A 25,473-nucleotide genomic window follows, 5' to 3' on the forward strand; every position below is an offset into this window, starting at 1 on the left:
AGCAATACTCAGGATAAACACCGGGAGTAACCTATGACAAAACGCCTGTTTTTTGGCATTGAAGTCGATAAGCCCAGTCAGGCGCAGATTGCTGCCTGGCTGCGTACACAGGTGAGTGCCAGCAAAGCCCCGACTAAGCCGGAAAACTGGCACCTGACCCTGGCTTTTTTAGGTCAGGTTGAGGCGCAGTACGATGCCGAGTTAGTGGCATTTTCCCGCCAATTGCGGGTCCCTGAGTTTACCCTCACTTTTGCCCAAACGGGCTACTGGTCGGGTAAGGGGATCTTCTATTTGCGCCCTGAGCCGGTGCCATCACAGCTGCGTGCGCTGGCTGAGCCGTTACGGGCTTTAGGCACTGAGCTGGGGCTACATCGCGATCGTTTGCCTTTCTCGCCGCACATAACCTTGTTTCGTGGACACAAACCTGAGCCCAGGGTAGATGCGCCAATAACCCCGTTTACACTGTCGGTCACTCAGTTTCATCTTTATCATTCGTATCGCTGTGATACTCAGGGGCTGATCTATCAGCCTATAGCGTCTTTTCGTTTATCTGCGGCTGATTAAGGGCTTGCTTGCGGTATTCCCCCGGGGTGAGCTGATAAACCTGCTTAAAGGCGCGATTAAACGGGCCAATTGAATTAAACCCTGCTTCATAGGCGATGTTCAGGATGGCTGTGCGAGCCTGTGCCACATCTCGCAGCTGTTCTGCGGCATACGCCAGACGGTGCTGATTAACAAACTGTGAGAAGTTATTGAAGCCAAGCTGTTGATTGATAAGCACTCGTAACTGGTGAGGTGGGATAGCCAGACGCTCGGCAAGCGTTCCTATGGTCAGCTCTGGCTCACGGTAGATGCCTTGTTCGAGCAAGGTGTTCAGCGCCTGATAGGTACTTTGCCATTTTACCGGGACAGGCCGGGTGTCAGCTTGTGCGCTTTCCTGGCGAGGCACACGTGACGCACGTGACAAACAGGTCACCAATAGTAATAAACAAAACACCAGCACCGCATTCGCCAGCAGGAAGAGTGGGTCGCGCCGGATCAGGCTGGCGCTGAGCTCAAACCCGACCAGCAACAAGCAGTGTAACAGGGCAAAGGTCGCTAAAATCAACCTCAGGTGACGGCGGTGATTGACCAAGTCATCATTAAAATTAGCCAGGCAGTAATACAAAGTGGCACACATCGCCAGCGCACTGAGCAGGTGCATCACCGTATGCCAATGGGTATCGCTGCCGTAGAGCAGAAATATACTACTACTGGCCAGCAGGGATCCGCCAAGCAGCCAGCGGCCACTGGGTTTGTTCAACCAGTTGGGTATGCGTTGGTTGATCAGGTACCAGGCTGATGCGCAGAGCATCAGTGGCAATAGCTCGGTCCCCGCGAGAAACAGGTTACGTAGTGGGTTAAAACGCCATTCGGGCAGTGGCTGAGTGAGGAGCAAAAACAGGCTCAGGCAGAGCGCCAGTGCGGCGCTGAGGCAGCGCTCAGCCCGATTTAATCTGGGCCAGTTAAACAGCATCAGGGCAAGTAGTAATCCGATGGCATTAAAACGAAAAAACAGATCGGCCAGCGTCACGAGCGGCACAGTTTGCTCCACAGCCGGCGGAACAGCCTGGCTATCAGGTTATCGTTGCTGGCAGCTTGTATAAGCAACTGCCGGGTGGCCTGGTTACGCGCTTTGCTCACGTGTTTGCGTGCGCATTCATCCGCTGCCTGTCGCCAGTCTTCTCGTTTCAAGGCGGCTAACAGTTTGGGCCAGCGGCTGCTGAGGTTGGGTGTGCCCAGATTATATGCCAGGTCGAGTAAAGCAAGCCGAACACTGTCCGGGAATTGTTGGTAGGAGCGGGTATAGCCATTTTTGGGGCTGAACAGGAGTGTCAGTTCTTGCTCAAAAGTACTGAGCTGTTGCTCAAGCAGGCGCATACTCTCACTGTGCGGCAGGTGCAAGGTACAATGTTGCGCATACCAGCGGGCTGTTTTCCCGGCGGGCAGGCGCTTTAAGGTATCATACTCCTGCTGTTTTTGTGCCCTGCTGGCGGGCTTGCTGGTGCGTTTGTCCCGTAAGCTAAGTCGGGTAAAGGCATCCTGGCTGGCGACATGAAAGCCTGCACCTATGGTGGGGTTGCCCCGGGTATCTAAATACAAGTGGTCGATCACGCCTTCAAAATGGCAAATATGCTTCACGGCAGGTGACGACGTGCGATGTTTAGATAAAAGACGTTTTAGCAAACCCGTTAATGCTCCGTTGTGGATGAATTATCACGTTGTGCGAGTGTCAGCTTGCCTGCGGTGCAATCGGAAACCGGGGAGACATGCGAGTTGACGGTAGAAATATAGCACTGCTCAAGCAGTGAGCAATAACAGGTATAGACCTCTACTTGCTCAGACAGGTCGTCAATTTTTTCCCATAAGCGATTGTTAAAATTGCTTTTTTGCATGGTGAACAGGGGCAGAGAGGCGCCGTCAGCAAGCAGCGAGTGTTCTGCCCGGCTGCTAATGTACCAGCCAAACTTGGCCAGTACGTTGACGTCACTGTCGTCCTGCTGTGCGCTGTCGAGTGCCTCACGATACGCACTGATATTACAACAGGCGTCGAACAGGGCGATGATAGAGTCGTAGGTCTGGCCCCGATAATGGTATTGCACCCACTTTATCAGGGCCGGGCCAGTGCCTGAGTTGAGAATCCCTATAGTGATCCTGGGCCTCTCTGACTCGAGATCAAAGTTGCTGTAGCTGAATTGCAGCCATGGCCAGGTTTCGGCTTCCAGTTGACGTTCTGCTGCAGCCACTTGCTCCTGTGCGGCTTTCGCCTGCATATAGGTGGCATAGAAAGAGGCGGCTGAGATCAACATGGCACACAAGGCCAGCACGGTATTCATTTTGGAGCGTGACAGACGCAGTTGCTTACCCTGAAAAAATCGCTTGGGTTTGGCATGGTGTGCCTCACCCGGCTGGTCTTGAGCTGGCAAAACCGTCACGTTTTGGTCTTCATTTTCAGTTGTTGATGCGGTTTTCTGCTGTGTCATGCGGCATGTCCTTTTCACAGTTTAATTAAGGCGCTGAGAGATGAATAGCCAGAGTTTCCCCCAGCCGCAGGCGGTTATTGTCACGCTGGTTCCAGCGCTTCAGGTCCTTGACCGTTACGCCAAACTGCTTTGCAATGCGCCACAAACTGTCACCGCGCTTGACCACGTAGTCTAGTTTTTCTTCACGTGATGGCAACAGTAACGTCTGACCAATGCGGATCATATCGCTGTTGAGCTGATTGAACTGGCGCAGCTCACTGACAGACACATTATGTTGTCCGGCAATCCGACTTAGGCTGTCGCCCCGGCGCACCACCACTTGCTGCCAGCGCGAATCTGGCAGTGCCTGAAACTCATTAGCGGCCAGTTGCCACTCTTGCGCCCGCGCCATGGGCACCAGCACATGACCTGGTCCGTTAAGCAGCACCGGAAAGCGTCGAAAGCCAGGGTTGAGAACTTCTAACTCTGCCCAGTCATGTTGGTCAGGCAAGATCACGGCTTTGTCCAGAGCCAGTTGGGTAAAGGCGGGTTGATTGTCTATGGCCGGAAAGTGCATGCGCTGTTGTTTCAGCAAGGTGGCCGCCGCCAGTAGTTTAGGCACATAGTGTCGAGTTTGTTTTGGCAGGCTCAGCGAGAAAAAGTCTGTGGGTTTACCTGCTTTACGGTTGCGGGCGATGGCGGTGGCGACCCGTCCTTCACCGGTATTGTAGGCCGCAATGGCATGATACCAGTCGCCGTCAAAGCGTTTGTGCAGGTACACCAGAAAATCGAGTGCCGCCTGGGTCGACTGGAGCAGATCTTGCCGTCCGTCAAACCAGGGATTAATGGTCACGCCATAGTGTTTTGCAATCAAAGGTGTTAATTGCCACAGCCCGGAGGCATGTTTTTCTGAGTAGGCCTGGGCGTTAAAGTCACTCTCTATCAGCGGCATCAGGGCCAGTTCAATGGGCAGGCCGCGACGTTCAACTTCATTCACCAGATAATACAAGTACGGCCGGGCGCGATCGCTGATGGTATGCATATACTTGGGGTGTTGCAGATACCAGTTAACGCGCTTCAGCACTCTGGGGTGGGTCGAGCTGGCAAAGCTGAGTTGCATGCGAATACGCTGCCAGACGTCATCACTGGTATGGGGCGTTGGCAGTGCAGGCAAAGGTCGATCCGGTTCAAAATGGGCGACGGGTGTGCTGTGACCATTCTGGTGCTCTTCCGGGGCGTGCTCTGAGCGGGTAGATTGACAACCGCTGAGTAATATCAGGGTTAACAGCAGGAGAAAAATTCTGACTGGCATCGGCGAATTCGGCGTTATTATTGTTTGTTTTGATTGTATATAAGTTGGGAATTTTTGCCACTCTTGTTGGGCCAGGCTGATCGCTCTGCCTTAACTGTACGTAAATTGAGCTAAACTTACTTTTGTGATCAGGGCTCAGCCCTGCATCTTAATTCCGTACCGTCAGGGGGCTTTTATGTTACGTTCCGAACTAAAAAACGAGCTTGATCAGAACCATATGGATGCCGTGATCCTCAGCTATGCAGACTCTAACCATTATCTTGCCGGTGGACTGGATGCGCTGGGCAATTATCATTTACTGACTGATCGCCAGGGCAAGACCATGACCTACAACTCCCTGCGCGAAGCTGAGCTGGTGCTGGCGGAATTGGGTGCCACGCAGGCAACGTTTGATATGGAAACAGCCTACGATGAAATGATCGGCAATGTCAGCGACGGCCATTGCCGATTTGTGATGCCTCTAAATAAAGAAACACTTTAACGGTACGCCTGCGTTGCAAGGCGCAGGAGTATGTCAATGCATTGTTTCGTGGCTAAAACGCAGATGTTTGGCGTTTTCCATCAGTTGGCGAAAATCGGCCTGCGCAAGCTTTAACAGGTGACGATGGTCGCCTGATTCTATGTATACATGGGGCTGATTTAGCAGCAGATCGTCGTAGACCGTATCCAGATGATAGGCGTCGGCGATGGGGGGAACCGCCCCGGGGCTGCAGTCCGAAAACAACCGATATACCTGGCGTTCTTTCATCAGGTGGAAGCGCCGTTTCAGGGCGTCACTGAGGCTGCTCAGGCTGATTTTGTAATTGGCCGGCAGCACGGCCATCAGGCGTTTGCTTTCGTGGTCTTCCAGCATTACTGCTTTGGCCAGTTGGGGCAACGGGATCTGGCTAAGATAAGCTGAACCAAATGACGACTGACTTTCGACGTGTTCGATGACGCGATACGGGATGAGGTGTGTGTCTAAGTAGGCACTGATACGATGAGTCATGGGACCTCCTCGTGTTTACTTACTGTGGTCATTAAGTATAGACGAGCAGGCCCGGTTAAGCAGAAAATATCCGCTCAGAGCTTGTCTGGTACGCTCAGGTGCATGTTGCCACGTGCATAATCCAGTGTAACCAGAAAATGTTTAAGTACATCGTAGCCAAGTATGCCTTTGACTCTTTTGCCTTTGATCATGCTTGAAGTGTGCGCATATTGCTTAAGGGGAGAGAGCTTATGGCCTTTTTCCGGATAAGCAAGTTGCACGTTTGACAACACAAATGGACCAAATGTGAGTTCTGCCAGTTGGGTGGTTCGCAGCGTACTTTGCGCGTTGGCACCCTGAGACACCACTTGGCGGTCTTCCGGCCCGATCAAGTCCAGCCCCTCGGCAAGGCGGCGACTAATCAACACGCCGCCGTTGCTGCCGGTATCGAGTAACAGCCAGACTTTTTTGCCAGCCATCTCAACCTGAACAATCGGCAGACCAGAGCCTTTGTGTGGCTGGGTTTTGATGTTTTCGTGCTTGGCGACGTTTATAACATCTCGGGTCACCATACGTATGCGGCTGTTGGGATAGTCAATCTGAACCACAAACTGGCTGAAAAACCCTGCGCCAATCAGCAGGCTGTTCTGCGGATTGCTCATGTTTACTGCTGCCAGCTGGCTCAGTTTGGTTTTGATCCCAAATATCTCCACATCGACATTGCTATATTGCTTTCTGCGTTCTGTATCATGCGCTCCCTGGATCTGGACATGGCCATGATGCGCCAGGTTCAGTTGGTGGAAGTCAATAAAATTCTGGTTGATGGCGTTGAGCTGGGCACCGGTGTCCAGGATAGCCATGCTTTGTTTTCCAGCCACCGTCACTGGGACTTTTATGTGGCCATTGTCCAGCTCAAATGGGATCCAGGGGGTGATGCTGGCCTGCGTGCATGCCGATACCAAAATGATGAGAAAAAAGCCGATGAGTCTTGTCATATAGGTGTTCTTCCTTGTATTTAACTATATTTATCAAGCTCATTATGGCTGAATTTTTCTGCAACGGCCAGTGGCCGACCCCGGCTAAAGGCGGCCACTGAGTGTCAGGCTGAATTGCGGCTGGATATTTTCATCCAGCACTTCTTTACTTGCCAGTGGCTGGCTGCGGTCCGGCGCGTAAAGTGCTCTGACATATTGATACTTTGCCTTATTCAAGGTGTTCATCTCGGCCCTGAGTGACAACCCCTGTCCAATCTGGGTCTGTACAAATGCACTGAGCTCAGTACTGGCGCGCTCTGTAAAAACTTCATCATGAAAGTATTCTCGCAGACGGGTAGGCAAAAAGGCCTCAACGCCCCAGGATAACCGAGTTTGATCGCGACGGAACCCAATGATCAACTCGTGCGGGGTCAGATCTGTAATGGGTCGCGTGCCACTCAATGGGTCTTCATAACGCGCATCGCGCCAGGTGTAGCTCAGTTCAATACGGCTGGCACTGAGCAGGCGGCTGGTATTAAAGCTCCACTCGCTGTCCAGACCAAAGTAGCGGGCGCGCCCGGCGTTGGCGATGGCACCATTGCCATTGGCTTGCAGCTGATATTCGTGGATATCCTGTTGCCACTGATAAAGCGGGCTTAGTGTAAACTCAAACAGATCCGCCCGGGCATATTGCCAGGTGAGCATCAGCTCGGTGTACTGCATGGGTTTGAGCTGCTCGCTGCCATTTTGCGTACGTACAAAGCCACTGCTCTGGGACGTCTGAAACAGTCCAAAGTCCAGCTGCTCAACCTGGTGCTGGGCGCTGAAAGTCAGTTGTGAGGCTTCACTGAGGTCGTAGCCCAGTTTAAGCTGAGGTTTTAACAGGCGATGTTTTAACGTCTGCTCAGCGTGAATACCGGATTTCAGGGTCGCCTGCTCCAGCGCGAGTTTGCCCGATACTTGCCATTGCGGTGCAATTTGCCAGCTGGCGGCCAGGAAAGGCTCAAATCGGGTTTCGGTAACCTTGCTGCTGAGCGGATCGCCATCGTCCTGCGTGTCGGCGGTGACCGAGTTGTAGCTGCCTTCGATACCGATACTGGGTTGCAGCGCATGGGTCGGGTTGCCATAAGCCAGTCTGAGTACCTGTTCACGCGCACGCTCACGTTGCTCAAAGGTGGTTAATGCCGGTTCCAGGTGCTGCCATTCTTGTATAGACAAGTCTGATAGCTCACGTCTGGCAAGGCCTGTGAGCTGAAGCTGCCACTCTGAGGCTGTCTCTCTTAGCCAGTCAAAACCCAGCTCGTATTCTTTCTCAGTTTCGTCGTCGGCTGTGCCATTCATGGGGGCTGGCAGCGCTGGAGTCCAGCGATAGCGGGTCAGCCAGTCGGTGTGTTGTGCCGAGGCATTCAGCTGCAAAGTGCCATGTTCGAGCTGTTTACGGCTGATCAGAGCGAACTGAGCCCCCTGTTGTCGCTCAGCAAAGTGCTCCTGCTGCACCTCAGAGGCCTGCTGTTGTCGTGGATCGGAAAACAGCGCCAGTTCACCAGACGAATAGTTATGGTTATTCACCCATTTCACACTCACCGTGTGCTGCCACTGAGCAAGGCGGGTTTGCATGCTCAGCATGGCTTCACTCAGCTCATGATAGCTGTGTTGTGACTGCAACTTGGCACGCCAGTCAAGGGTGGCACCCTGATCCTGGGTCGTGATGTTCACCACCTGAGTATATTCACTGAGCTGGCTGAACGGATGTTGGCCGGTATAGAGTGCCAGGCTGGCTATCTGACTGATTGGCAGCTGACGCAGCAGGGTTTCAATGGAATCGGATTTGGACAAGGGCACGGTGCTGTCGATCAACACATTGCTGCTGGCACCACTGAGGCCGCGCTCGCTGTTGCCTTCGCTCAGCACGAAAGTGGGCAGCTGGTTGAGCAGATCCAGGGCATGCTGGGCATTAAACTGGGCCAGCGCAGCCTGATCAAATACTTTGTCGGCCTGCTGCTGAGCATAAACCGGTGTAAACAGGGTGCACACCAGCAGCGAGGACAGCAGAGCTGATTTAATTGGATACATATAACGCTCCTTGAAAGTTTGTCCTATTTTAAGGGATTCAAACCAAGAGAAACAAAAGCTTAGGGGCCAGTTGTGGCTGGCAGGGATGAATGGATGTGAGACGTTTGCTAATCCCGGCGGATGTGGGACGAATGGACAGGGCGCGTTTCAGACTTTTTGCGCAAACCGTGCTTTCACATCCTGCTTATAGCCTTTACTAAGCGCAACCTGAGCGCCACTACTGAGCTGAATAATGGCACTACCAGACGGCTTGTTCTGGATCCTGTCTATGGCGTACAGGTTGACCACATGAGAGCGGTGGGTACGAATAAACTGAGGCGGCAGCTGTGCCATCAGCTCTTTGAGTGTGCCACGTTTTAGGTATTGCTGTGTGCGCGTATGGATCTCCATATAGTTACTGGCCGCGGTGACATGGGTAATGTCATCAAACGTGACCGGCGCTTTGTCTTTGCCCTGATCTGCCCACAGCACAGGATGCGCCTGGTTTTGCTCTGCAATGGTGCGAAATTGGGTGTGCCACAAAATGGTGAGGACAAACAGAACCAGCAGATGTGCCGGTGCAAAGTAGTAGAGGGTATAGGCGATGGGGTCGTCCAGTGCCACCAGATCAAACAGGGCCTGTAACAGCATGGCTATGAGGTAGGCACCTGCCATGATCTTGAGAAATAATCGGGTGTCTACCCGGGGAGCGGGTTCAAGCTGCGCCAGTGCGCGGAAAACCAACGGAGACAACAGATACCACAGCCCCCATTCCTGCACAGCCCACCACAGCGGGTTATTGAGGCGCTCATTTTCGGGAACGGACCAGTCGTGTAGCAAGTCTATGAAGGTCAGAAAGCCAATCACCAGTGTCCAGCCGCACAGCGAAAGTAGCCATTCTTGTCTGATCCGAGCCGACACCACATTTTCCCATATTTGATACACCCGCGTATTTTAGCATCCTGCTAACGGATGTGAAGTCAAACAAACCGGCTATCATTCAAGCTTAATAAAGTCACAGCGCTCCATTGACCACGCCTGCCGTCACCCCAGCCAAAGAGCCTCCACCGTCATCCCAGTCAAAGAGCCACCACCGTCACCCTGGCCAAAGAGCCTATAACGTCATCCCGGCCAACGAGCCGGGAACAACTCTCAGCCTGTACAGCAGGCCGGTTTTTTCTGCCCAATCCATACTCAATCCCAAACCTATAAACCATGATTAAAATTTAACTTGTTTCGAATCGTAAGTTTCGACTATAATTCCGCAACGTTCGAAACGAAACTTATAACTAATATAAAACCACGATGACCAAACGCAATACACAACAACGCAGACATACAATTCTTGCCATGGTGAATTCTCAGGGCGAAGTCAGTGTAGAGGCATTAGCCAGTGAATTTGCCACATCAGAAGTTACGATTCGAAAGGATTTAACCGCTTTGGAAAAAAGCGGCCTGTTACTGCGTCGCTACGGTGGTGCGGTGGCGCTGCCACAAGAGATAGTCGCCAAAGGCGATGATGAGCGCGATACGCTACGTAAAGTGGCAATCGCCAGAGCGGCAGCTACATTGATTAAAGATCATCACCGCATCATCATTGATAGCGGCCGCACAACGGCGGCGATGATCCCGGAGCTGGCGCAAAAGCGCGGGCTGGTGGTGATGACCAATGCCATTAATATTGCCAACCGCTTGTTGGCACTGGAAAACGAGCCAACCTTATTGATGACCGGTGGCACCTGGGACCCGCATTCGGAGTCTTTTCAGGGGCAGGTTGCCGAGCAAGTTTTGCGCTCTTACGATTTTGACACCCTGTTCATCGGTGCCGATGGCATTGATGTAGCGAGGGGCACCACCACGTTTAACGAGCTGGTGGGACTTAGCCAGGTCATGGCCGAAGCGGCCCGTGACGTGGTTGTACTGGTCGAATCTGAAAAGATCGGCCGCAGAATACCGAATTTAGAATTGCCCTGGGATCAGGTCACGACCTTGATTACCGACAACAACCTGGCTGCTGACTTACGCCAGGCGATCGAGGCCCGTGGCGTGCAGTTGATCTGTGCAGAGGTAGAGTGACAACACACAAAGTGCAAATAATGGAGAATTTATGTGTGGAATAGTTGGTGCGGTAGCAGAACGTCCTGTTAACCGTATTTTGATCGAAGGTTTAAAACGTCTTGAATACCGTGGATACGATTCAGCGGGTGTGGCTTTAAGCAATGCTGGCACCCTAAATACGGTTAAGGCTGTCGGTAAAGTGGTGAACCTGGAAGCGGCTGTGGCCGAAGCTGGCGTTAGCGGTCATACGGGTATTGCGCACACTCGCTGGGCAACACATGGTGGTGTAACAGAAGTGAACGCTCACCCACACATCTCTAACGAAGAGATCGCACTGGTACACAACGGCATCATCGAAAACCACGAGTCACTGCGTTCAGTATTAAAAGACGACGGCTATACGTTTGTGTCTGACACAGATACCGAAGTCATGGTCCACCTGATCCATCAACTGCGTCAGCAGCACACCTCGTTGCTCGACTCAGTCAAAGCAGCAGTAAAGCAGCTGGAAGGTGCTTACGGCACTGTGGTATTCGACAAAGCCAACGACGACGAAATCATCGTGGCCCGTTCAGGCAGCCCGCTGGTGATCGGCCTGGGTCTGGGTGAAAACTTCATCGCTTCTGATCAGCTGGCATTGCTTGCGGTAACACGCAACTTTATCTTCTTAGAAGAAGGCGATGTGGCACGCATCACGCGCGAAACAGTCGAAATTTACGACATCAACGGCGAGCCGGTTGAGCGCGAAGTGGTTGAGTCCAACATTTCTCAGGACGTGTCGGGCAAAGGCGAATACCGCCACTACATGCTCAAAGAAATCTACGAGCAGCCAATGGCCGTGCGTAATACGCTGGAAGGGCGTTTAGACGGCGACAAAGTGTCAGTAGATGCATTTGGCGATCAGGCTAACCAGATCTTCAAAGACGTTAAGCACGTTCAGATCATTGCCTGTGGTACCTCTTACCACTCAGGCATGGTGGCGCGTTACTGGCTTGAGCAATACGCAGGCGTAAGCTGTAATGTCGAGATCGCCTCTGAATTCCGCTATCGTGAGTCGTTTGTGCACGAAAACAGCCTACTTGTGACCATTTCTCAGTCTGGTGAAACCGCTGATACGCTGGCGGCACTGCGTCTGGCGAAAGAGCAAGGTTACATGGCCTCTATGACCATCTGTAACGTTCCGGGCTCATCACTGGTACGCGAATCTGATCTGGCCTTTATGACCAAAGCCGGTGCCGAGATTGGTGTTGCGTCAACTAAAGCGTTTACCACGCAATTAGTGGGCTTATTGATGCTAACTGCGTCAATCGCACAGGAAAAAGGCCGCGATCAGAGCGTGATCGTGAATGCCATCAAGACCCTGCCAAACAAGCTGGAAGAGTCACTGAACATGGCAGAAGGCATCGAAGCACTGGCAGAAGAATTCGCCGACAAGCATCATTCACTGTTCCTGGGTCGTGGTTCACAGTACCCAATCGCAATGGAAGGCGCACTGAAGCTTAAAGAAATCTCGTACATTCACGCCGAAGCCTACGCGGCAGGCGAGCTGAAGCACGGCCCACTGGCCCTGATCGACGCCGACATGCCAATCATCGTCGTCGCGCCGAATAACGAGCTGCTTGAAAAGCTGAAGTCAAACGTTGAAGAAGTCCGCGCCCGCGGCGGCATCATCTACGTCTTCGCAGACAAAGACTCCAACTTCGCATCAGACGACACCATGCGCGTAATGAACGTGAATCACGTAGAAGACATCATCGCACCAGTTGTCTATACAATCCCGCTACAGCTGCTGTCGTACTACGTTGCCGTGATCAAAGGCACCGACGTCGACCAGCCACGTAACCTGGCTAAGTCAGTGACCGTAGAGTAAGTTGGGTTAGGTTGATTGAACTGAAAAAGGCGCGAAAGCGCCTTTTTTGTGGGTGATTCTGAGCGGCTTCTAATTCATATTGCGCTCTCATTACTCCACACTCACCCTATCAAAACACGCCATTATCATTTTGAATGTCGCCACCGCTGAAAAGTGAGTAAATGCGCATCGACAGATCCAGGGCCTGGATTGAGTCCCAGTGTTCAACGATGCGGCCGTCTTCGATGCGCCAGGTGTCGATGATGTTCATGCCCTTCTGGTCATTGCCACGGTGATCTTTATCCAGTGTGGCATGAGAGTGAAAAATCACGAAGTCGCCGTCTGTGTAGATGTGTTTTACGTCGTAGCTGTAATCCGGGTAGCTCTCAACAAATTCCTGTAAGAAGCCGACTAGGCCCGGGATTTTATCCGGTAAGTTGCGGTTGTGCTGCACGTAGGCACTGTCGTTGTAGTGTGCCAGAACATAGTCAAAATTGTGGTCGTTCATCAGGTTTTGTACAAAGTCGGTGACCAGACGGGCGTTGCTTAATTCCTGCTCGCTCCAGTTTGGTTTTTTTAACTGATCAAACTGGATTTTAGGGGCGTCTTTGCCTGCGGCCAAAGTGACGGTGCTGACCAGTAAAAGTAATGCTGCGCTTAGGGTTTTCAACATGGGGTGCTCCTCAGTTGTAATTCAGGGTTTAAGTCTCATCTGGTAACCATGGTAATTAATAGTAACTGCCTTTGCAAGAAGGCACAAATTGCTTACCAGGGCACTTTTTGGTAACCCGTGTCCTGAAATTTTGCTCGCGGAGTGGCTTTGGGCTGGTGCACAGAGCGTTCATTAGTAGGATTATCATTCGGGGTGTTACAGTCGGGCTGCCTGTGTGAGTGTTTTGCGGCTTTACTTGAAGTGTACGCCAATGATATTCACTCTTTTCTGGTAAAGCTGTGCTTGTTCCGGGTATCAGATTGTATGTTTAGACACTGCACCCCTTCACAATTTAGGTGCAGGCACCTTCACAGGGGTAGCTACAAAGAGTCTAGTTATTGATGTTTTGTGTGTGTTTGTTCGGATTGCGCGTCAATTATCTGGGATAGGGTAGCCCATCGCTAAACTGAATAAGTAGCCGGGGTATCCAGGCTTTAAGCGCTTATGCCGCCAAGACTGTTTCCTAACTTCCTGAAATTATTTGAAAGAAAAAGTTCGAACGGGCCCATTCAAACGACTTACCGACCATTTCTTCGCATTGTATGACCTCACCTGTTTACGGTTAATAACATTCAATGCGAGGAAGACAATGCAAAACGTTCAGCACACACCTACACCCTGGGATGCCCGATTTTTTCTGATTGCCGGTGGTTTTATGTTAATCAATACCCTGTGTTTATGGGCGCGTCATTTTTCAGGATATCAGCTGTCCATTTTGTGGCCCGCTATCCCGGCGATTATCGGGCTCGCATCCAGTGTCCTGGGGTTGTATAAACTGCTCCCTCGAATTGTGTCGCGAGCGCCGAAACTGGCAAAGTGGGGTGCGGGGTTTGCACTGGCGGCTTTGCTGGCACTGAGTATTGGGGCCTGCTGGGTTATTGCCAGTGCAGTGCTGGGCGATGCCACCAGAGGCGTTGGCATGCAGGCGCTGATTGGTTTGTTTATGGTTGCGATGGTGGGTGCCTTTATTTGCAATGCGCTTGTCTGCCTGCGGGACCCTGCATCGCGCACGCTGGGCATGGCTTTGTCAGTCCCCGTTGTATGCTGGAGCCTGATGTTACTGGTGGGCATGTTGTATGGGGCTGAAGTGGGGTTAGCGCTGGACTTTTACACCAATGGGTTACTTGCGCTGGCGTTTGTGTGGGCCAGCCGGGTGATCCGCTCTGATACGGTGGCCGGATCTCAGGTGGCGTGAATAGACGCCGCGGGTGCTTTAACCAATACGACAGTGTAGATATTTGGGTACATATTGCGCTACTGTGGTTGTATGTTTTTAAATCTGAAAGGAGAAACAGATGAGCATACACAAATCGGTATTTGTGACTGGCGGAACAGGTAATATAGGCAGTGCCATAGTGCGGGAGCTGATCACACATGGTTATCAGGTCAAGGTGTTATGCAGAAATGCAACAAGCGCCGATAAAGCCGAGCAACTGGGGGCAATCGCAGTCACGGGGTCACTGACTGGGCCGCAACCCTGGCTCAGCGAGCTTGCGAGCTGTGATGCGTTTATCCATACCGCCTGTACCTTTGATGACAAGATGGGCGAGGTGGATGCGACGTTGATGCAGGCTGTGGCTGACCATGCCTTAACACGCACTACGCCACTTATACTTGTCTATACCGCTGGATGCTGGGCCTATGGCAGTCATGATGCGGTGATCACCGAAACCACGCCAAAGCATTCGGTGGCCGATTTTCAGTGGATGCTGGATAACATCGCCTGGTTATCTGACAAAGAAAACATCGACTTACGCGTTGTCAGCCCGGTCAATGTGGTGTGCGAGGAAGAGCACTATTTACCGCCCATCCTGAGCTGGGAAATAGAACGCTGTGGCCATCCCGTGTTACCGACGGACGAAGCACAAACCTGGTCGCTGGTTGAGCGTCAGAATCTGGCAGAGTTATACCGGCTGGTACTCGAACGAGGAAAATCGGGAGAAGAATACATTGGCTCTGCGGAGCATCGTGCCCCGCTGGCGCGTTTATTGCGGCAGCTGTCTGAGCAACCGATTGTATGCGAACAAGCGGCGCAGTGGGTGCAAATATATGGCAGCTGGACAGAAGGCTATGCACTGCAACAGGTGTTCTCAAGCGACAAAGCCATCCGCGAATTAGGCTGGCAACCCAGGCTGTTTTTACCTCCGAGTGTGTGATCGGTAACGCCGGTTAGTCGCGTTGCTTAATAAACTGCCCGGGTGTGATGCCAAAGTGATTTTTAAATGCCCGGGTAAAGTGAGATTGATCGTTAAAGCCCAGCTCTAAAGCGGTCGCAGCGATATTGGCACGCCCGGATAATAATGCCGCTTTGGACTGTGCCAGGCGCCTATCCAGAATGTACTGATAGGGGGTGATCCCCAGGTGCTTTTTAAACTCCCTCAGAAAGTAAAACTTGCTGCACCCCAGTAAGTCCGCCAGCTCGTCTACCGCAATGCTTTGACCAATATGTGCCTGAATATAGTCATCAATTTTAGCAATTTGCTGCTGATCAAACTTAGAGGTCGCGACCTGCGCCGTTTTCTGATCCTGATAATTGGAGTAGTTATGAATGTAATGGGTGGCCAGCAGCCCAACGAGGTTGTCCAAATAGGCTGTGCCATTGCGGCCCTTGTTTTTTGCCTCAAGCATAAACAGGTCAATGATGCCTTTGATGGCGGCATCTACCACGTTGTAATTGTTGAGAAACTGCAATTCAATGCCATCCAGGCTGAGTGGACAGCGGTCCAGAAAATGCTGTGATTCGATGGCCAGGATCACGAAATGGCAAGGCTCTGAAATCGCGTGGGTAAAGGGCGTGCCCGGCGGGTTGATCCAGATATTGCCTGGGCTGGTGTGTAAGTCGGCCAGGTGCCCGTTTTGTTCGGCCTGCCAGTGCAAGTCACTTTCCAGCGCCAGTGCAAAGTAAAAGTAAGGCGTGTAGACATGGGTGGGGTAAAAATGGGGAGACGTGCCCTGTTCAACCAATATGCCCGGCCATGCCAGATCATGATTTGAAAAGGCAATCTCCAGCACCGCACCACAATCCGATAAGGTGTTGGTTTCAAAGTTATAAAACCTCAGTTTTGATTGCATTGCGGGGTGTTCATTGATGACTCTTAGAGTGAATCTAGCCCACCCTACTGTCCGCCGTCAACTCAGCTTGTGTGCAATAAAATACCAAAACCCGGGCAGGAATCTTCAATCTTGCGGGGCCCCTCAGCGCTAATCTATGCCCAGGTTAGCCAAACGGCTCACATACAACACAGAGGGTGCCATGTTTAAGCAATCACTATTACTCCTGTTAGGGAGTCTGACCATCGCAGTATTACCACACACTGTGTCTGCAACCACGCATCAGCATCAATTATCGTCACAGGAGATCACTATGCAAAAGATTGAATTAAGTACTCAGATAGGCCCCCTTGCGGCCAACCTTTATCTGCCCAAAAATCATCCCAATGCACCGCTGGTTATCGTTACCGGTGCCTGGACAACGGTGAAAGAGCAAATGAGCGCGGTCTATGCACAGGCACTGGCAGAGCAAGGGTTCGCTGCGCTGACCTTTGACTTTCGTGGTTGGGGTGAAAGTGCTGATGCGGTGCTCTATCTCGAAGATCCGGCGCGTAAAACGGCGGATATTCGTGCTGTGATCGATTCGCTCGACCAGTTGCAGGGCGTCGATACCACACGTATAGCAGGTCTTGGGATCTGTGCATCGGCCGGGTACATGCTGGATGCCATAACAGGTCATGGCAAAGTAAAAAGCGCTGCCGTGGTCGCTCCGTGGTTGCATGACAAAGCCATGGCGACAGCCATTTACGGTGGCGAAGCGCAAGTCCAGACGTTACTCGCAGCGGCTGAACAAGCGTCTACGTCTGCGCAACCTGTTTATATCGAAGCAGCCAGCAACAGCAATGCACAGTCATTGATGTATCAGGTCCCTTATTACACGCAAACCGAGCGGGGATTGATACCACAGTACGATAATCAGTTTAATGTTGCGTCCTGGTCGGGCTGGTTAAATTACGATGCGCAGGCCGGTGCCGCGGCTCAGGATAAACCGGTGCTGATGGTGGCGTCCGATGCCATGGCTTTGCCAGCGGGTGCCCGCCAGTATCTTGATAGCGCTGGCAGCAACGTGCGTGCCGTGTGGCTTGAGGGGATCAGCCAGTTTGATTTTTACGATCAGCCCGAGGCGGTCAGTCAGGCGGTGGATGCCGTTGTGACACATTTTGCGGCAACCCTGTGAGGGGCGGCATGCAGTTAGGGCACTGGTTAATACTATTTACAGGAGTCATGACGATGAATGCCAATGCACGCACGATGACAGTGGACGAAGCAAAAATTCGCAGCCAGATACACAGTTTTTCAGTCTTTGCCGATCAGGGGGCATTCGACTATCTTGGCAGAGTGTTTGCCCCGCAGCTGACGGTCGATTACAGTGATTTATTCGGCACAGAGGTGCAACGGATAGAGCGGCGGGTATTACTACAGCAATGGGCCGGGTTTCTGCCCGGCTTTGATGCAACCTTGCATGAACTCAGCAATCTGGTTGTGACCGTCACAGGTGACAAGGCTGTCGCCAGGGCTGAGTTTATTGCACGTCACTGGCTGGGAGAAACGGGATTCTGGTCGGTGTCCGGGGACTATGAATTTGGCCTGATCAAAGCAGAGCATCATTGGCAAATTTCGTCCATCAGGCTTATTCGTAAAGCGGAGCAGGGGAGCCGGGATATTCTGGCGACCGCCCCGCAGCATGCCCGACAAAATTGGCTGGAGCGGGAAGCCCGAAAAGTAACGGGTTAGCGTGAGCAGGTAGCGTTCAGCGCAATCGTGTGTGTCGTTTTGCGCTGAACGCTACTTGAACACAGATTAAAGCGCCCGGGCAAACATCGCCCAGAACATCACCCGGACGTGTGATTTGGCCACAATATCAAACTCTTCTTCTCTGCCTTTACGGTATTTTTCTGCCATTTTGGCGTGAGCAAAGTCGATGATTTCATTGGTGTAGCCCGCGTACCAGCTAAATGGCGATTCGCCTTTAAAGTGCTTGGCAAACTGGGCTTTGGCCAGCCCCGCATGGATAAAGGCTTGTACATCGCGGATATAGTCCTGCACAAACTGGACATCGGCTTTATAGCCCAGGTTACTGTGGCCGGTGACCATTACGTCCCAGTCCAGAGTCATCAGTGTCTCTATGTCGTTTTTGTAGGCGATGGCGTCTTCAACGTTTGAGAAACTGCGAAACTCCAGTTGATCCGGGTGAACCAGATCGATGGCATGAATGATGGTACGTCCCTGATCTGTGATGAGTAACGCCGTATTATCCTGAGTGTGGCCGTTAAAGTTGCTAAATGTGGTGAACGTGTGGCCTTCAAAGTTAAATGTATCACCAATGACCTGAGTGATCGGCGCGGGCGCTGTGACTTTGTGCGAGTGCAGTGCATCGCGCACCTCTGCGGTGGCATAAATTTCAATGGGAGTATCCGGCTGTGCTTTTTGGATCAGCCGTGAGTCGCCCACGTGATCAGCATGGGCATGAGAATAGACGATGCCATGCAGCGGTTTGCTGGTGAAAGACTTGATGGCTGCCAGCAGTTGTTTGCCTGTGCCATGAGGGGCGTCGATCAGCAATACACTGCGCTGACCAACTACCGCGGTGACGTTGTAGTTGGCAACCGATATCCAGTAGACGTTCTGACTCAGGCGTTGTACTTCATAAGGTTTCACAAAGCGCTCGCGGTGGCTGCCTGCGACTTTTTGATTGGGTGCCGCGATGTGCGTGGCAGAGGCGGGTTTGTAGATAAAGTCACCAGCCTGAGTGGTGAAGGTTGATAGCATCGTCAGTGCGCCGAATAAAGCATATTTTGGTGTGTTCATGGGTGTTTCCTGGTTGTGTATTACATCGACAAGGGATTGTCAGCGCATGCTGTGTACGCTTTAAGTACATAAAAGTATCAAAAGTACCCTTGGTATCTTTTGGAAACTATAGAGCTCAGATATACTCAGATCAAGTAAGCACCAATTTGTAAGCTAGTATGGCTGGGGTAACCAATGGCGAAAAACAACGCGTTACAGACAGAAGAAAATGACATTAATTTAGGCGGTTGTCCGATGACCTTTATCAAATACTCTTTTTTAGTAACTGTATAATGCTTCTACACCAGGTCTGCTCAGGTAAAGAAGCCTTATGAGCGGAGTGAGTCAATGCCAATGAACTTTCTATATCCGTAAAATGCGGGAACAGATAACTCAATCAGGTAAGCATCCTGAAACTGAGGAAGTATTTTGTAAGGGTGCACGTCCCAGTTTTCAGGGATCCTCTGCAGTACATCATATAAATTTATCTCGGGGAGTTGTGTTTCTGCGCAGGGCTCGCTGAGCCCTTCAATGAAATATTCTTTTGACAGTGCCAGCTCAATTTCTGTCGGTGAGCCGAAAGAAACGACGGTGTTCTCAAGTGTCTGACCTGGAGAAAGATATTCGTCACTGTTGTTGAGTTCAAAAGCATATAACCTGTCCAGTTTTCCTCTTGTCGACTTTAGCCAAAAGTAAAACTGATTCTTGTTGGTCATTGCATAGTAGTGTGTCTCGCCAAACTGTGAACTAAGTGCATTTGCCAGCGCGCCCAGCAGGTTCATATTATTTTTTACGGCTTGTTTTTCGCAGTGCGCAACGTAATAAAGCAGATTATTCGGGCGGGCGGACTCGTGAAAGCTTGGTAACCCAAAACCACCCAGATAAACATGCTGGTCTAGTTTGGCGAGTACAAGGCGCTGTGCGTTGTACACCGCAAATGTATCAAATTTAGCATCCGTTTTGTGTACGTTCTCTACTTCAACGTTTTCGCGCATAAACTGGAGAATGCCTTTAAGATCCGAGCTGTTGATGGTCATCCAAACGAAATTACCAAACAAGGCCGCGTTCGTTTTGTCTGTCTTGCTTCTATCCCAGATATCATTACTCATGCTGTATTGACCTTCTCTAGTCTGCTTGGGTTTACTCAGCAGCAGGATTAATAGTATAAATAAAACCCATAGTATCTTTAGTAAACTATAATGTTCGGATATAGTCAGCATAATAAGCAATAATCTAGAGTATAGCAGGGCCGGTGTAACCAATGACAAAAAACAAGGCGTTACGCACAGAAGAAAATGACATTAATTTAGGTGGCTGTCCGATGACCTCCGTCATGAATGTGATTGGCGGCAAGTGGAAGGTGATCATCCTGTTTCACCTGCGGGACAATACGCTGCGTTTCGGTGAGCTGAAAAAGCGCATTCCAAAGATCACACAAAAGATGCTGACTCAACAGTTAAGAGAGCTTGAAGCCGACGGGTTGGTCTCTCGCGAGGTGTATGCAGAAGTGCCGCCCAGGGTGGAATACACCAGTACCGGATTGTCAGATGAGCTCAGGCCAATTCTGGATATGCTATGTGAATGGGGACAGCGGCAACAGCATGTGGCCCATAAAAAAGGCGACACCTAAGTGTCGCCTGACTGCTTGCTCTCAATTGTAAATCGTGGGCGCTTAGTTACAGACGCCTAAATCAGTCCAGACTTTCCAGGCATTCCCCACGTTAGAGTTTTGCGCCGGGTTTTTGCCACGATGCCACCAGTTGCTGTGGTATTTGCGACCGTTATAGGCAACTTCATTACCTGAACGGTAAATCTTGCTGGCAGACCAGGTTTCCAGGCCGCTACAGCCGGTATTGTTGTTGCCATCTGTGACAGAGACTGACTGAGTGACAGTGTGCGTCGCACCTGCATCATCTGTTACCGTCAGTGATACCTGATAGCTGCCAGCATTGGAAAATGCGTGTGTGACAGTGACACCTGTGGTGGCAAATCCGTTGATATTCCAGTCATAAGCCACGACTTGACCATCCGGGTCGCGGCTGGCACTGGCATCAAAGTTACAACCTAGGTCGGTACAGCTGGCTGTGAAGCTGGCAACTGGCAGTTGGTTTTCTAGTGTGCCGCTACACCCGTTGGCAGCAATATAGTCAGACGCGGCTTTGGCTTGTACTAAACCGTGACCGTATTCATTGTCACGACCCGCCGAGCCTAAATCGATTGCCGTGGCATTCAGGGCGTTACGAATGTCTACGTTGGTACAGCTTGGGTGCTGGCTCCAGACCAGGGCAGCAACACCGGCCACGTGCGGGCTCGCCATAGAAGTACCTGACTTTTCATCGTAATCCAGAATGGCTTCGAGCTGCACTTGTACTGAGGTACCCACAGAGGATTTCAGTGCCGTGCCGTCTTCCTGAGACAAGGAAATGACCGGAATGGTTACACCATGCACGCCGTCTCCCAGTGTTCCGCTGAACGAGCCTGCTGCATTGTTGTAGATGATGGCTGCAACACCGCCGCCGGCTTCACAGTTGGCTGCTTTGTCTTTGAAAGAAGCACCGCCGCGCTCAATTAAACAGATGCTGCGTGTCGCGGCACAGGCACTCAGACCCTGGCCACAGTCGACGAGTTCGGCACTGACGTTACCTTCTGCCGAGTTGGTCATGCCGCCGCCTTTAACAAATACCCCATTGGCTGTCACGCCAGCGGCAACACCGGTGCCACGTGGTACTGTTGACAGGATGTTGGTACCTGGCGCTGCAATTTCTACATAAGCGTTATACTGTGACGTGGCGTTTTTCACGCGGTTTTCGTCAATATTCGCCACTGACATCACGGTTTCGTAACTGGCAGGGTAACTGACAGTGCTATCTCCGTTGTTACCGGCTGCGGCAATGATAAGCACGCCTTTGTCATAGGCGGCTTGTAGACGATCCTGGAAGTACTGACTTGGGCTGCCACCACCTAAACTCATATTGATGACTTTTGCGCCATTTTCGACACAGTTATCAACTGCTCGGGCAATCCGAGAGGTTAAACCTTGCTTACCATCGTTATCGAAAACACGTACGTTGTGCACGCCAATTTTATCATTCGGCAGCACACCGACGACGCCCTGGCCATTTTTCAGCGCAACTATGGTACCGGCAACGTGCGTACCGTGGCCTGAGCCATCCTGATCCCAGGTCAGGCCGCCAGGCAAGTCGGTAAAGCCAGTGGCATTTTGTGGCAGATCCGGGTGGCCCAGATCGTAACCAGAGTCAATCACACAGACTTTAAATAAGTCGGCGTTGGTGTCTTGTAACAATGGTGCCTGTACTTCGGCCAGGCCATACGGTGAGACTTCAGCGCTGGTGGTCGATGAGAAAGGCACATATTCATAATCTTCTTCGATATAGGCGTACTGACCAGACGCTTTAAGTTGTGCGACCTGCTCAGCAGTCAGCTCCATGGTGACGACGGTGCCTTGCTCATCATCTGACAGTACTTCTGCGGCTGGTTCAGCAGCGAAATCCTGGGCAATGGCGGCGCGGGCAAAGCGAGTGGTTTGCGGTGCAAAAATGGCTAAATCACTTTGCTTTAGAATGTACTGTTTGGTTTCCTGTGCGTTGACGGCGGCTGATGACAGTGCGGATAAGGCAATGGCTAACGAGGTAAGTCTAAATGTCTTGTTCATGTTGCTTCCTACTGATTCTTGTTGTTGCTATTTGTTATGTTTGCTGCATCCAATGCAATGAGGTCTGGTTTATTGTCTATTTTGTACCCCATTGAGGATCAAACTACCCCTTGAAGTTTCAATTTGCAACCCATTGTTAATGCAAATTACACAAATACGTAAAAATGATGAACAATTAGAAAACTTGCTCATGCTGCGGTGCTTTTCTGAGCACCTGGTCTGGCATAGGAAGAAGAGGTGCGTTCTAAAGTAAATAATAGTAACAATGACTTATAAGGTAGACATGGCCGTTCTTTTGTTTTCATTGGCTTCTTGGTACAGCCATTGCTGATAAGGATCACCGTATTGCAAAGGGGATACCGAGTGGATAGCTGCACATCAAGCTGATGATATCACAGGATAAATACACCTCTAGCGGTGAAAAGGTGCCTACCTGTTTTCTGCCAAGCTATTGATTATATTGCTTATTGCTATCTTTCTTGACGTTTTAACAGTTTGAGCTGCATTTTTGCGACAAACGAACTGCGCTACCTGTGGTGCTACTGTAGCGCGTTGGTATTGTATGCCATATCTTGCTATTTAAGCGTGACGATATGATGCACCAGTATTATTGGCGAGGTAGATAGTGTACAGGGGATATGAAATGGGCGGCGAGGCGCAGCCAACCCGGCTTTCTCTGTTTTGGGAAGTTAGGCTAAATAAAAAATGGGCCCGGATTGAGCCCAGTGTTTAGTGAGTGTCTAATGGATCACCCCACGCCCCAAAACGCGTGATCAGGAGGCGAGTGGGTCATGCCAGGAAAACCGCATGCGCTTATCCTGGTATCGCGTGTCCAGGCAGATCAAAAGTCCTGATACAGGTAGTTTATTTTCTGGGTTTTGGTTGCATCACACGAAGGGTAGCCAACTCTAAGTGACTTACCTGTGTTCGCCGCCGCCAGCAATATCGCGGTATTCACATTGGCGGTCGCTTCTGACAGTTCATAGTACCAGTAGGTGTTACCTGAGTTGGCACCTTTCTTACATTCATCGCCCTTGAGACGAAAATATACCCGGCTGCCACTGGGGTAGATACGTTCAACCTGTCCGGCGCCCTTGGCTGCCAGCGCAGCAGGCGCGAGCGGAAGTAATAAAGATAATGTGAGAATAGTCGTGAATTTCATAATTAAAATGGTCCTTTTTTAAAAACAAACATTATTCGGTACGCATCAGGCTAATTCAACATCTGAAAATAAAGTTTTTGTTACAAAGGATGTTGTGACTGAGCTGACTAGGAGCGAACAGGCGCTGTTCAGGTCATTTAGAGTGACTTTGGCTGTTGAGTATGCTCAGAGCAGGACTTTCAACGCAAAGAACGCGCCCATGCTGGCTAACACAACGAACAGGGTGTTTTTCACCAACAAGCTTAAGACAATGGCCAGTATTCCTCCCAACAAAAAGGGGTTGGTAAGATCATGCATATTGAATGTCACTTCGCCAAATACTATTGGTGCCGCCATCGCGGTCAAAATACAGGGCGCGGTGTAACTTAAAAACCGTTGTACCCTCAGGTCGAGTTTGACGGGCAGCTTTTCCATAAAAAAGGCGTAGCGCATAAAGAAAGTGATCAGCGCCATTAATAAGATCAGATCGTAACTCATGGTTTGCCTCCTAGCTGGTTTCTTTGTCTAAACGGTAGCCGACCACCATGCCGATCAGCGCGGACAGCAACAAACCGTTAGGCACCTCGAATTTGTGAAACAGCACGGCACAACCGGCGGATACCAGCACCGCCACGAGCACTGGCGATGATTTTATGGCAGGCACCACCATGGCAATAAAGGTGGCGGCAATGGCAAATTCGAGTCCAAGGCTTTCGAGATCCGGAATACTGGTGCCAGCCACAATGCCAGCCAGTGTGGACAGGTTCCAGATAACATAGAAAGTGGCACCAGAGATCAGCGCATAATCTAACGGGAAATAACCGAGCTCCTTGCGTTTATTCTCGGTCACAGCAAACATTTCATCGGTGAGCAAAAAGGCCATCAGCATTCTGTGATGTAAGGGTAAGCCCATTGCATGACTGCGAAAAGTTGCAGAGTAGAGCAAGTGGCGTGAGCTGATCACAGCAGTACTGCCCAAAATGGTCGCGATACCCCCACTGGCACCTGTCAGCGTCAACGCAGACAGTTGCGCTGCGCCAGCAAAGACCAGCAGCGACATCAGTTGTGATTGCAACGGGCTCAGCCCGACTTGAATGGCCAATGAACCACATAAAATGCCCCAGGGGATCACGGCAATTGATAAAGGAAGAATGTCAAAAAATGCGGCCAGTTTAATGGATCTGACTGGTTGTGTATTCATCGTTTGCTCCGTGCTTATGGTGCCATCAATCTAAGCGAAGGTTGCACTTAACTGAGCGGCGTTATTTCGCAGAGGTTGAGGGGTCGTGCTGTTTTCAGAATACTGTACCTGTACTGGTGCATCACTGCAATAATAGCCATTTTAGAAAGTGAAGTGTTTTCAATGTTGTACTATTTTGATTCGGGCATTCTTAGCTGCGGTTTTATAGGTATAGGGTAAGCTAAATTTGAAATGTATACTTAGCGACCGATTGGAGGGGAGTCGATGTATTTCTGACTGCTGGTAGGGCCAAACAAGCTGCAATAGTGTCTGGCCCAAAGAGGTTAGTAGTCCTGATACAAATAATGTATCTTCTGGCTTTTATCTGGTTCACAGGAAGGGTAACCAATTTTGATGACTGTCCCTGTAGCCGCTGCCGCCAGCAGCATGGCAGAATTCATGTCCGCGGCACCATCGGACAGTTCATAGTACCAATAGGTATTTCCATTGTTCGCGTCTTTTTTACATTCATCTCCTTTCAGTCGAAAGTTGACTCTTGTATCAGTAGGGTAGATACGCTCAACGGTTCCTACTCCTTTAGCTGCCAGCGCCGACGGTGCCAGTGGCAATAACAGAGAAAATGCTAACATTAGTTTGATATTCAAAGCTTGCTCCTTGAGGTTATTAAAGGGGTCTGTTATCCCTTTTCAGTATG

General features: G+C 51.0%; 26 protein-coding genes. 9 read left to right on the forward strand and 17 right to left on the reverse strand.

What is annotated here, in order from left to right; genetic code table 11:
• Positions 1 to 33: 33 nt before the first annotated feature.
• A complete protein-coding gene (thpR, locus tag PRUB_RS17450) occupies positions 34 to 564 on the forward strand; it encodes an RNA 2',3'-cyclic phosphodiesterase (RefSeq protein WP_010384907.1) in 531 nt (176 codons plus the stop codon).
• Here the strand turns inward: thpR and PRUB_RS17455 are convergent.
• From PRUB_RS17455 to PRUB_RS17470, 4 genes are read right to left on the reverse strand one after another with little or no spacing between them, the layout of a single operon-like run.
• Positions 530 to 1,582: an AraC family transcriptional regulator gene (locus tag PRUB_RS17455; RefSeq protein ID WP_010384908.1), complete on the reverse strand. Its 1,053-nt coding sequence runs from the start codon at positions 1,580 to 1,582 to the stop codon at positions 530 to 532. The genes thpR and PRUB_RS17455 overlap by 35 nt on opposite strands.
• Entirely contained in the window at positions 1,570 to 2,226 is a 657-nt protein-coding gene (locus PRUB_RS17460; RefSeq protein WP_155946239.1) for a glycoside hydrolase family protein, read from the reverse strand. The genes PRUB_RS17455 and PRUB_RS17460 overlap by 13 nt, the downstream gene beginning before the upstream one ends.
• 5 nt (positions 2,227 to 2,231) lie before the next feature.
• The gene (locus PRUB_RS17465) at positions 2,232 to 3,023 is read right to left on the reverse strand and encodes a hypothetical protein (protein ID WP_010384910.1); all 792 of its coding nucleotides are present in this window, start codon (positions 3,021 to 3,023) and stop codon (positions 2,232 to 2,234) included.
• Positions 3,024 to 3,048: 25 nt separating this feature from the next.
• Entirely contained in the window at positions 3,049 to 4,314 is a 1,266-nt protein-coding gene (locus PRUB_RS17470; RefSeq protein WP_010384912.1) for a LysM peptidoglycan-binding domain-containing protein, read from the reverse strand.
• A gap of 175 nt (positions 4,315 to 4,489) precedes the next feature.
• Here PRUB_RS17470 and PRUB_RS17475 point away from each other — a divergent pair, with 175 nt between their 5' ends.
• Positions 4,490 to 4,795, forward strand: a complete 306-nt coding sequence (locus tag PRUB_RS17475) for a DUF6482 family protein (RefSeq protein ID WP_010384913.1) — start codon at positions 4,490 to 4,492, stop codon at positions 4,793 to 4,795.
• A gap of 33 nt (positions 4,796 to 4,828) precedes the next feature.
• Here the strand turns inward: PRUB_RS17475 and PRUB_RS17480 are convergent, their stop codons facing one another.
• The 4 genes from PRUB_RS17480 to PRUB_RS17495 all read right to left on the reverse strand — a co-directional run bounded on the left by PRUB_RS17480 (position 4,829) and on the right by PRUB_RS17495 (position 9,228).
• A complete protein-coding gene (locus tag PRUB_RS17480; protein WP_010384914.1) occupies positions 4,829 to 5,302 on the reverse strand; it encodes an aminoacyl-tRNA deacylase in 474 nt (157 codons plus the stop codon).
• A gap of 74 nt (positions 5,303 to 5,376) precedes the next feature.
• Positions 5,377 to 6,276 (reverse strand): pepsin/retropepsin-like aspartic protease family protein, encoded by a 900-nt coding sequence (locus tag PRUB_RS17485; RefSeq protein ID WP_010384915.1) that lies wholly within the window; start codon positions 6,274 to 6,276, stop codon positions 5,377 to 5,379.
• Positions 6,277 to 6,360: 84 nt separating this feature from the next.
• On the reverse strand, positions 6,361 to 8,328 hold the full coding sequence (locus PRUB_RS17490) for a TonB-dependent receptor domain-containing protein (RefSeq protein ID WP_021032742.1): 1,968 nt from the start codon (positions 8,326 to 8,328) through the stop codon (positions 6,361 to 6,363).
• 147 nt (positions 8,329 to 8,475) lie between these two features.
• Positions 8,476 to 9,228, reverse strand: coding sequence for a LytTR family DNA-binding domain-containing protein (locus PRUB_RS17495; RefSeq protein ID WP_155946238.1), 753 nt, complete (start codon positions 9,226 to 9,228; stop codon positions 8,476 to 8,478).
• A 384-nt stretch (positions 9,229 to 9,612) separates the two neighbouring features.
• Here PRUB_RS17495 and PRUB_RS17500 point away from each other — a divergent pair, with 384 nt between their 5' ends.
• On the forward strand, positions 9,613 to 10,383 hold the full coding sequence (locus tag PRUB_RS17500; protein WP_010384921.1) for a DeoR/GlpR family DNA-binding transcription regulator: 771 nt from the start codon (positions 9,613 to 9,615) through the stop codon (positions 10,381 to 10,383).
• Positions 10,384 to 10,414: 31 nt separating this feature from the next.
• On the forward strand, positions 10,415 to 12,235 hold the full coding sequence (gene glmS, locus PRUB_RS17505) for a glutamine--fructose-6-phosphate transaminase (isomerizing) (RefSeq protein ID WP_010384922.1): 1,821 nt from the start codon (positions 10,415 to 10,417) through the stop codon (positions 12,233 to 12,235).
• A gap of 109 nt (positions 12,236 to 12,344) precedes the next feature.
• Here glmS and PRUB_RS17510 read toward each other — a convergent pair whose 3' ends face one another.
• Complete coding sequence (locus PRUB_RS17510; RefSeq protein WP_010384923.1) at positions 12,345 to 12,887, reverse strand: nuclear transport factor 2 family protein; 543 nt, start codon at positions 12,885 to 12,887, stop codon at positions 12,345 to 12,347.
• 628 nt (positions 12,888 to 13,515) lie between these two features.
• Here PRUB_RS17510 and PRUB_RS17515 point away from each other — a divergent pair.
• Both PRUB_RS17515 and PRUB_RS17520 read left to right on the forward strand, forming a co-directional pair.
• Positions 13,516 to 14,121: a hypothetical protein gene (locus PRUB_RS17515; RefSeq protein ID WP_010384924.1), complete on the forward strand. Its 606-nt coding sequence runs from the start codon at positions 13,516 to 13,518 to the stop codon at positions 14,119 to 14,121.
• Between the two features lie 100 nt (positions 14,122 to 14,221).
• Complete coding sequence (locus tag PRUB_RS17520) at positions 14,222 to 15,082, forward strand: NAD-dependent epimerase/dehydratase family protein (RefSeq protein ID WP_010384925.1); 861 nt, start codon at positions 14,222 to 14,224, stop codon at positions 15,080 to 15,082.
• 13 nt (positions 15,083 to 15,095) lie between these two features.
• On the opposite strand, the gene PRUB_RS17525 is transcribed toward PRUB_RS17520, so the two are convergent.
• Positions 15,096 to 15,998 (reverse strand): helix-turn-helix transcriptional regulator, encoded by a 903-nt coding sequence (locus PRUB_RS17525; protein WP_010384927.1) that lies wholly within the window; start codon positions 15,996 to 15,998, stop codon positions 15,096 to 15,098.
• 181 nt (positions 15,999 to 16,179) lie between these two features.
• On the opposite strand from PRUB_RS17525, the gene PRUB_RS17530 reads away from it, so the two are divergent.
• Positions 16,180 to 17,154: an alpha/beta hydrolase gene (locus tag PRUB_RS17530; RefSeq protein ID WP_021032741.1), complete on the forward strand. Its 975-nt coding sequence runs from the start codon at positions 16,180 to 16,182 to the stop codon at positions 17,152 to 17,154.
• Between the two features lie 53 nt (positions 17,155 to 17,207).
• Positions 17,208 to 17,711 (forward strand): nuclear transport factor 2 family protein, encoded by a 504-nt coding sequence (locus PRUB_RS17535; protein WP_010384931.1) that lies wholly within the window; start codon positions 17,208 to 17,210, stop codon positions 17,709 to 17,711.
• Between the two features lie 66 nt (positions 17,712 to 17,777).
• On the opposite strand, the gene PRUB_RS17540 is transcribed toward PRUB_RS17535, so the two are convergent.
• Together PRUB_RS17540 and PRUB_RS17545 are read right to left on the reverse strand one after the other, a co-directional pair.
• On the reverse strand, positions 17,778 to 18,785 hold the full coding sequence (locus tag PRUB_RS17540) for an MBL fold metallo-hydrolase (RefSeq protein WP_010384933.1): 1,008 nt from the start codon (positions 18,783 to 18,785) through the stop codon (positions 17,778 to 17,780).
• Between the two features lie 308 nt (positions 18,786 to 19,093).
• Entirely contained in the window at positions 19,094 to 19,873 is a 780-nt protein-coding gene (locus PRUB_RS17545; protein ID WP_010384934.1) for a hypothetical protein, read from the reverse strand.
• Positions 19,874 to 20,025: 152 nt separating this feature from the next.
• Between PRUB_RS17545 and PRUB_RS17550 the strand changes: the two genes are divergently transcribed.
• Entirely contained in the window at positions 20,026 to 20,394 is a 369-nt protein-coding gene (locus tag PRUB_RS17550; protein ID WP_010384935.1) for a winged helix-turn-helix transcriptional regulator, read from the forward strand.
• Positions 20,395 to 20,436: 42 nt separating this feature from the next.
• On the opposite strand, the gene PRUB_RS17555 is transcribed toward PRUB_RS17550, so the two are convergent.
• The 5 genes from PRUB_RS17555 to PRUB_RS17575 form a co-directional block, all read right to left on the reverse strand.
• Positions 20,437 to 22,437 (reverse strand): S8 family serine peptidase, encoded by a 2,001-nt coding sequence (locus PRUB_RS17555; RefSeq protein ID WP_010384937.1) that lies wholly within the window; start codon positions 22,435 to 22,437, stop codon positions 20,437 to 20,439.
• An 841-nt stretch (positions 22,438 to 23,278) separates the two neighbouring features.
• The gene (locus PRUB_RS17560) at positions 23,279 to 23,599 is read right to left on the reverse strand and encodes a hypothetical protein (protein ID WP_010384939.1); all 321 of its coding nucleotides are present in this window, start codon (positions 23,597 to 23,599) and stop codon (positions 23,279 to 23,281) included.
• A gap of 165 nt (positions 23,600 to 23,764) precedes the next feature.
• The gene (locus tag PRUB_RS17565; protein WP_010384940.1) at positions 23,765 to 24,076 is read right to left on the reverse strand and encodes an AzlD domain-containing protein; all 312 of its coding nucleotides are present in this window, start codon (positions 24,074 to 24,076) and stop codon (positions 23,765 to 23,767) included.
• 10 nt (positions 24,077 to 24,086) lie between these two features.
• Entirely contained in the window at positions 24,087 to 24,779 is a 693-nt protein-coding gene (locus PRUB_RS17570) for an AzlC family ABC transporter permease (protein WP_010384941.1), read from the reverse strand.
• Positions 24,780 to 25,102: 323 nt separating this feature from the next.
• The gene (locus PRUB_RS17575; RefSeq protein ID WP_242065256.1) at positions 25,103 to 25,423 is read right to left on the reverse strand and encodes a hypothetical protein; all 321 of its coding nucleotides are present in this window, start codon (positions 25,421 to 25,423) and stop codon (positions 25,103 to 25,105) included.
• Between the last annotated feature and the right edge of the window lie 50 nt (positions 25,424 to 25,473).

The organism is Pseudoalteromonas rubra (assembly GCF_000238295.3).
GTDB lineage: Bacteria > Pseudomonadota > Gammaproteobacteria > Enterobacterales > Alteromonadaceae > Pseudoalteromonas > Pseudoalteromonas rubra.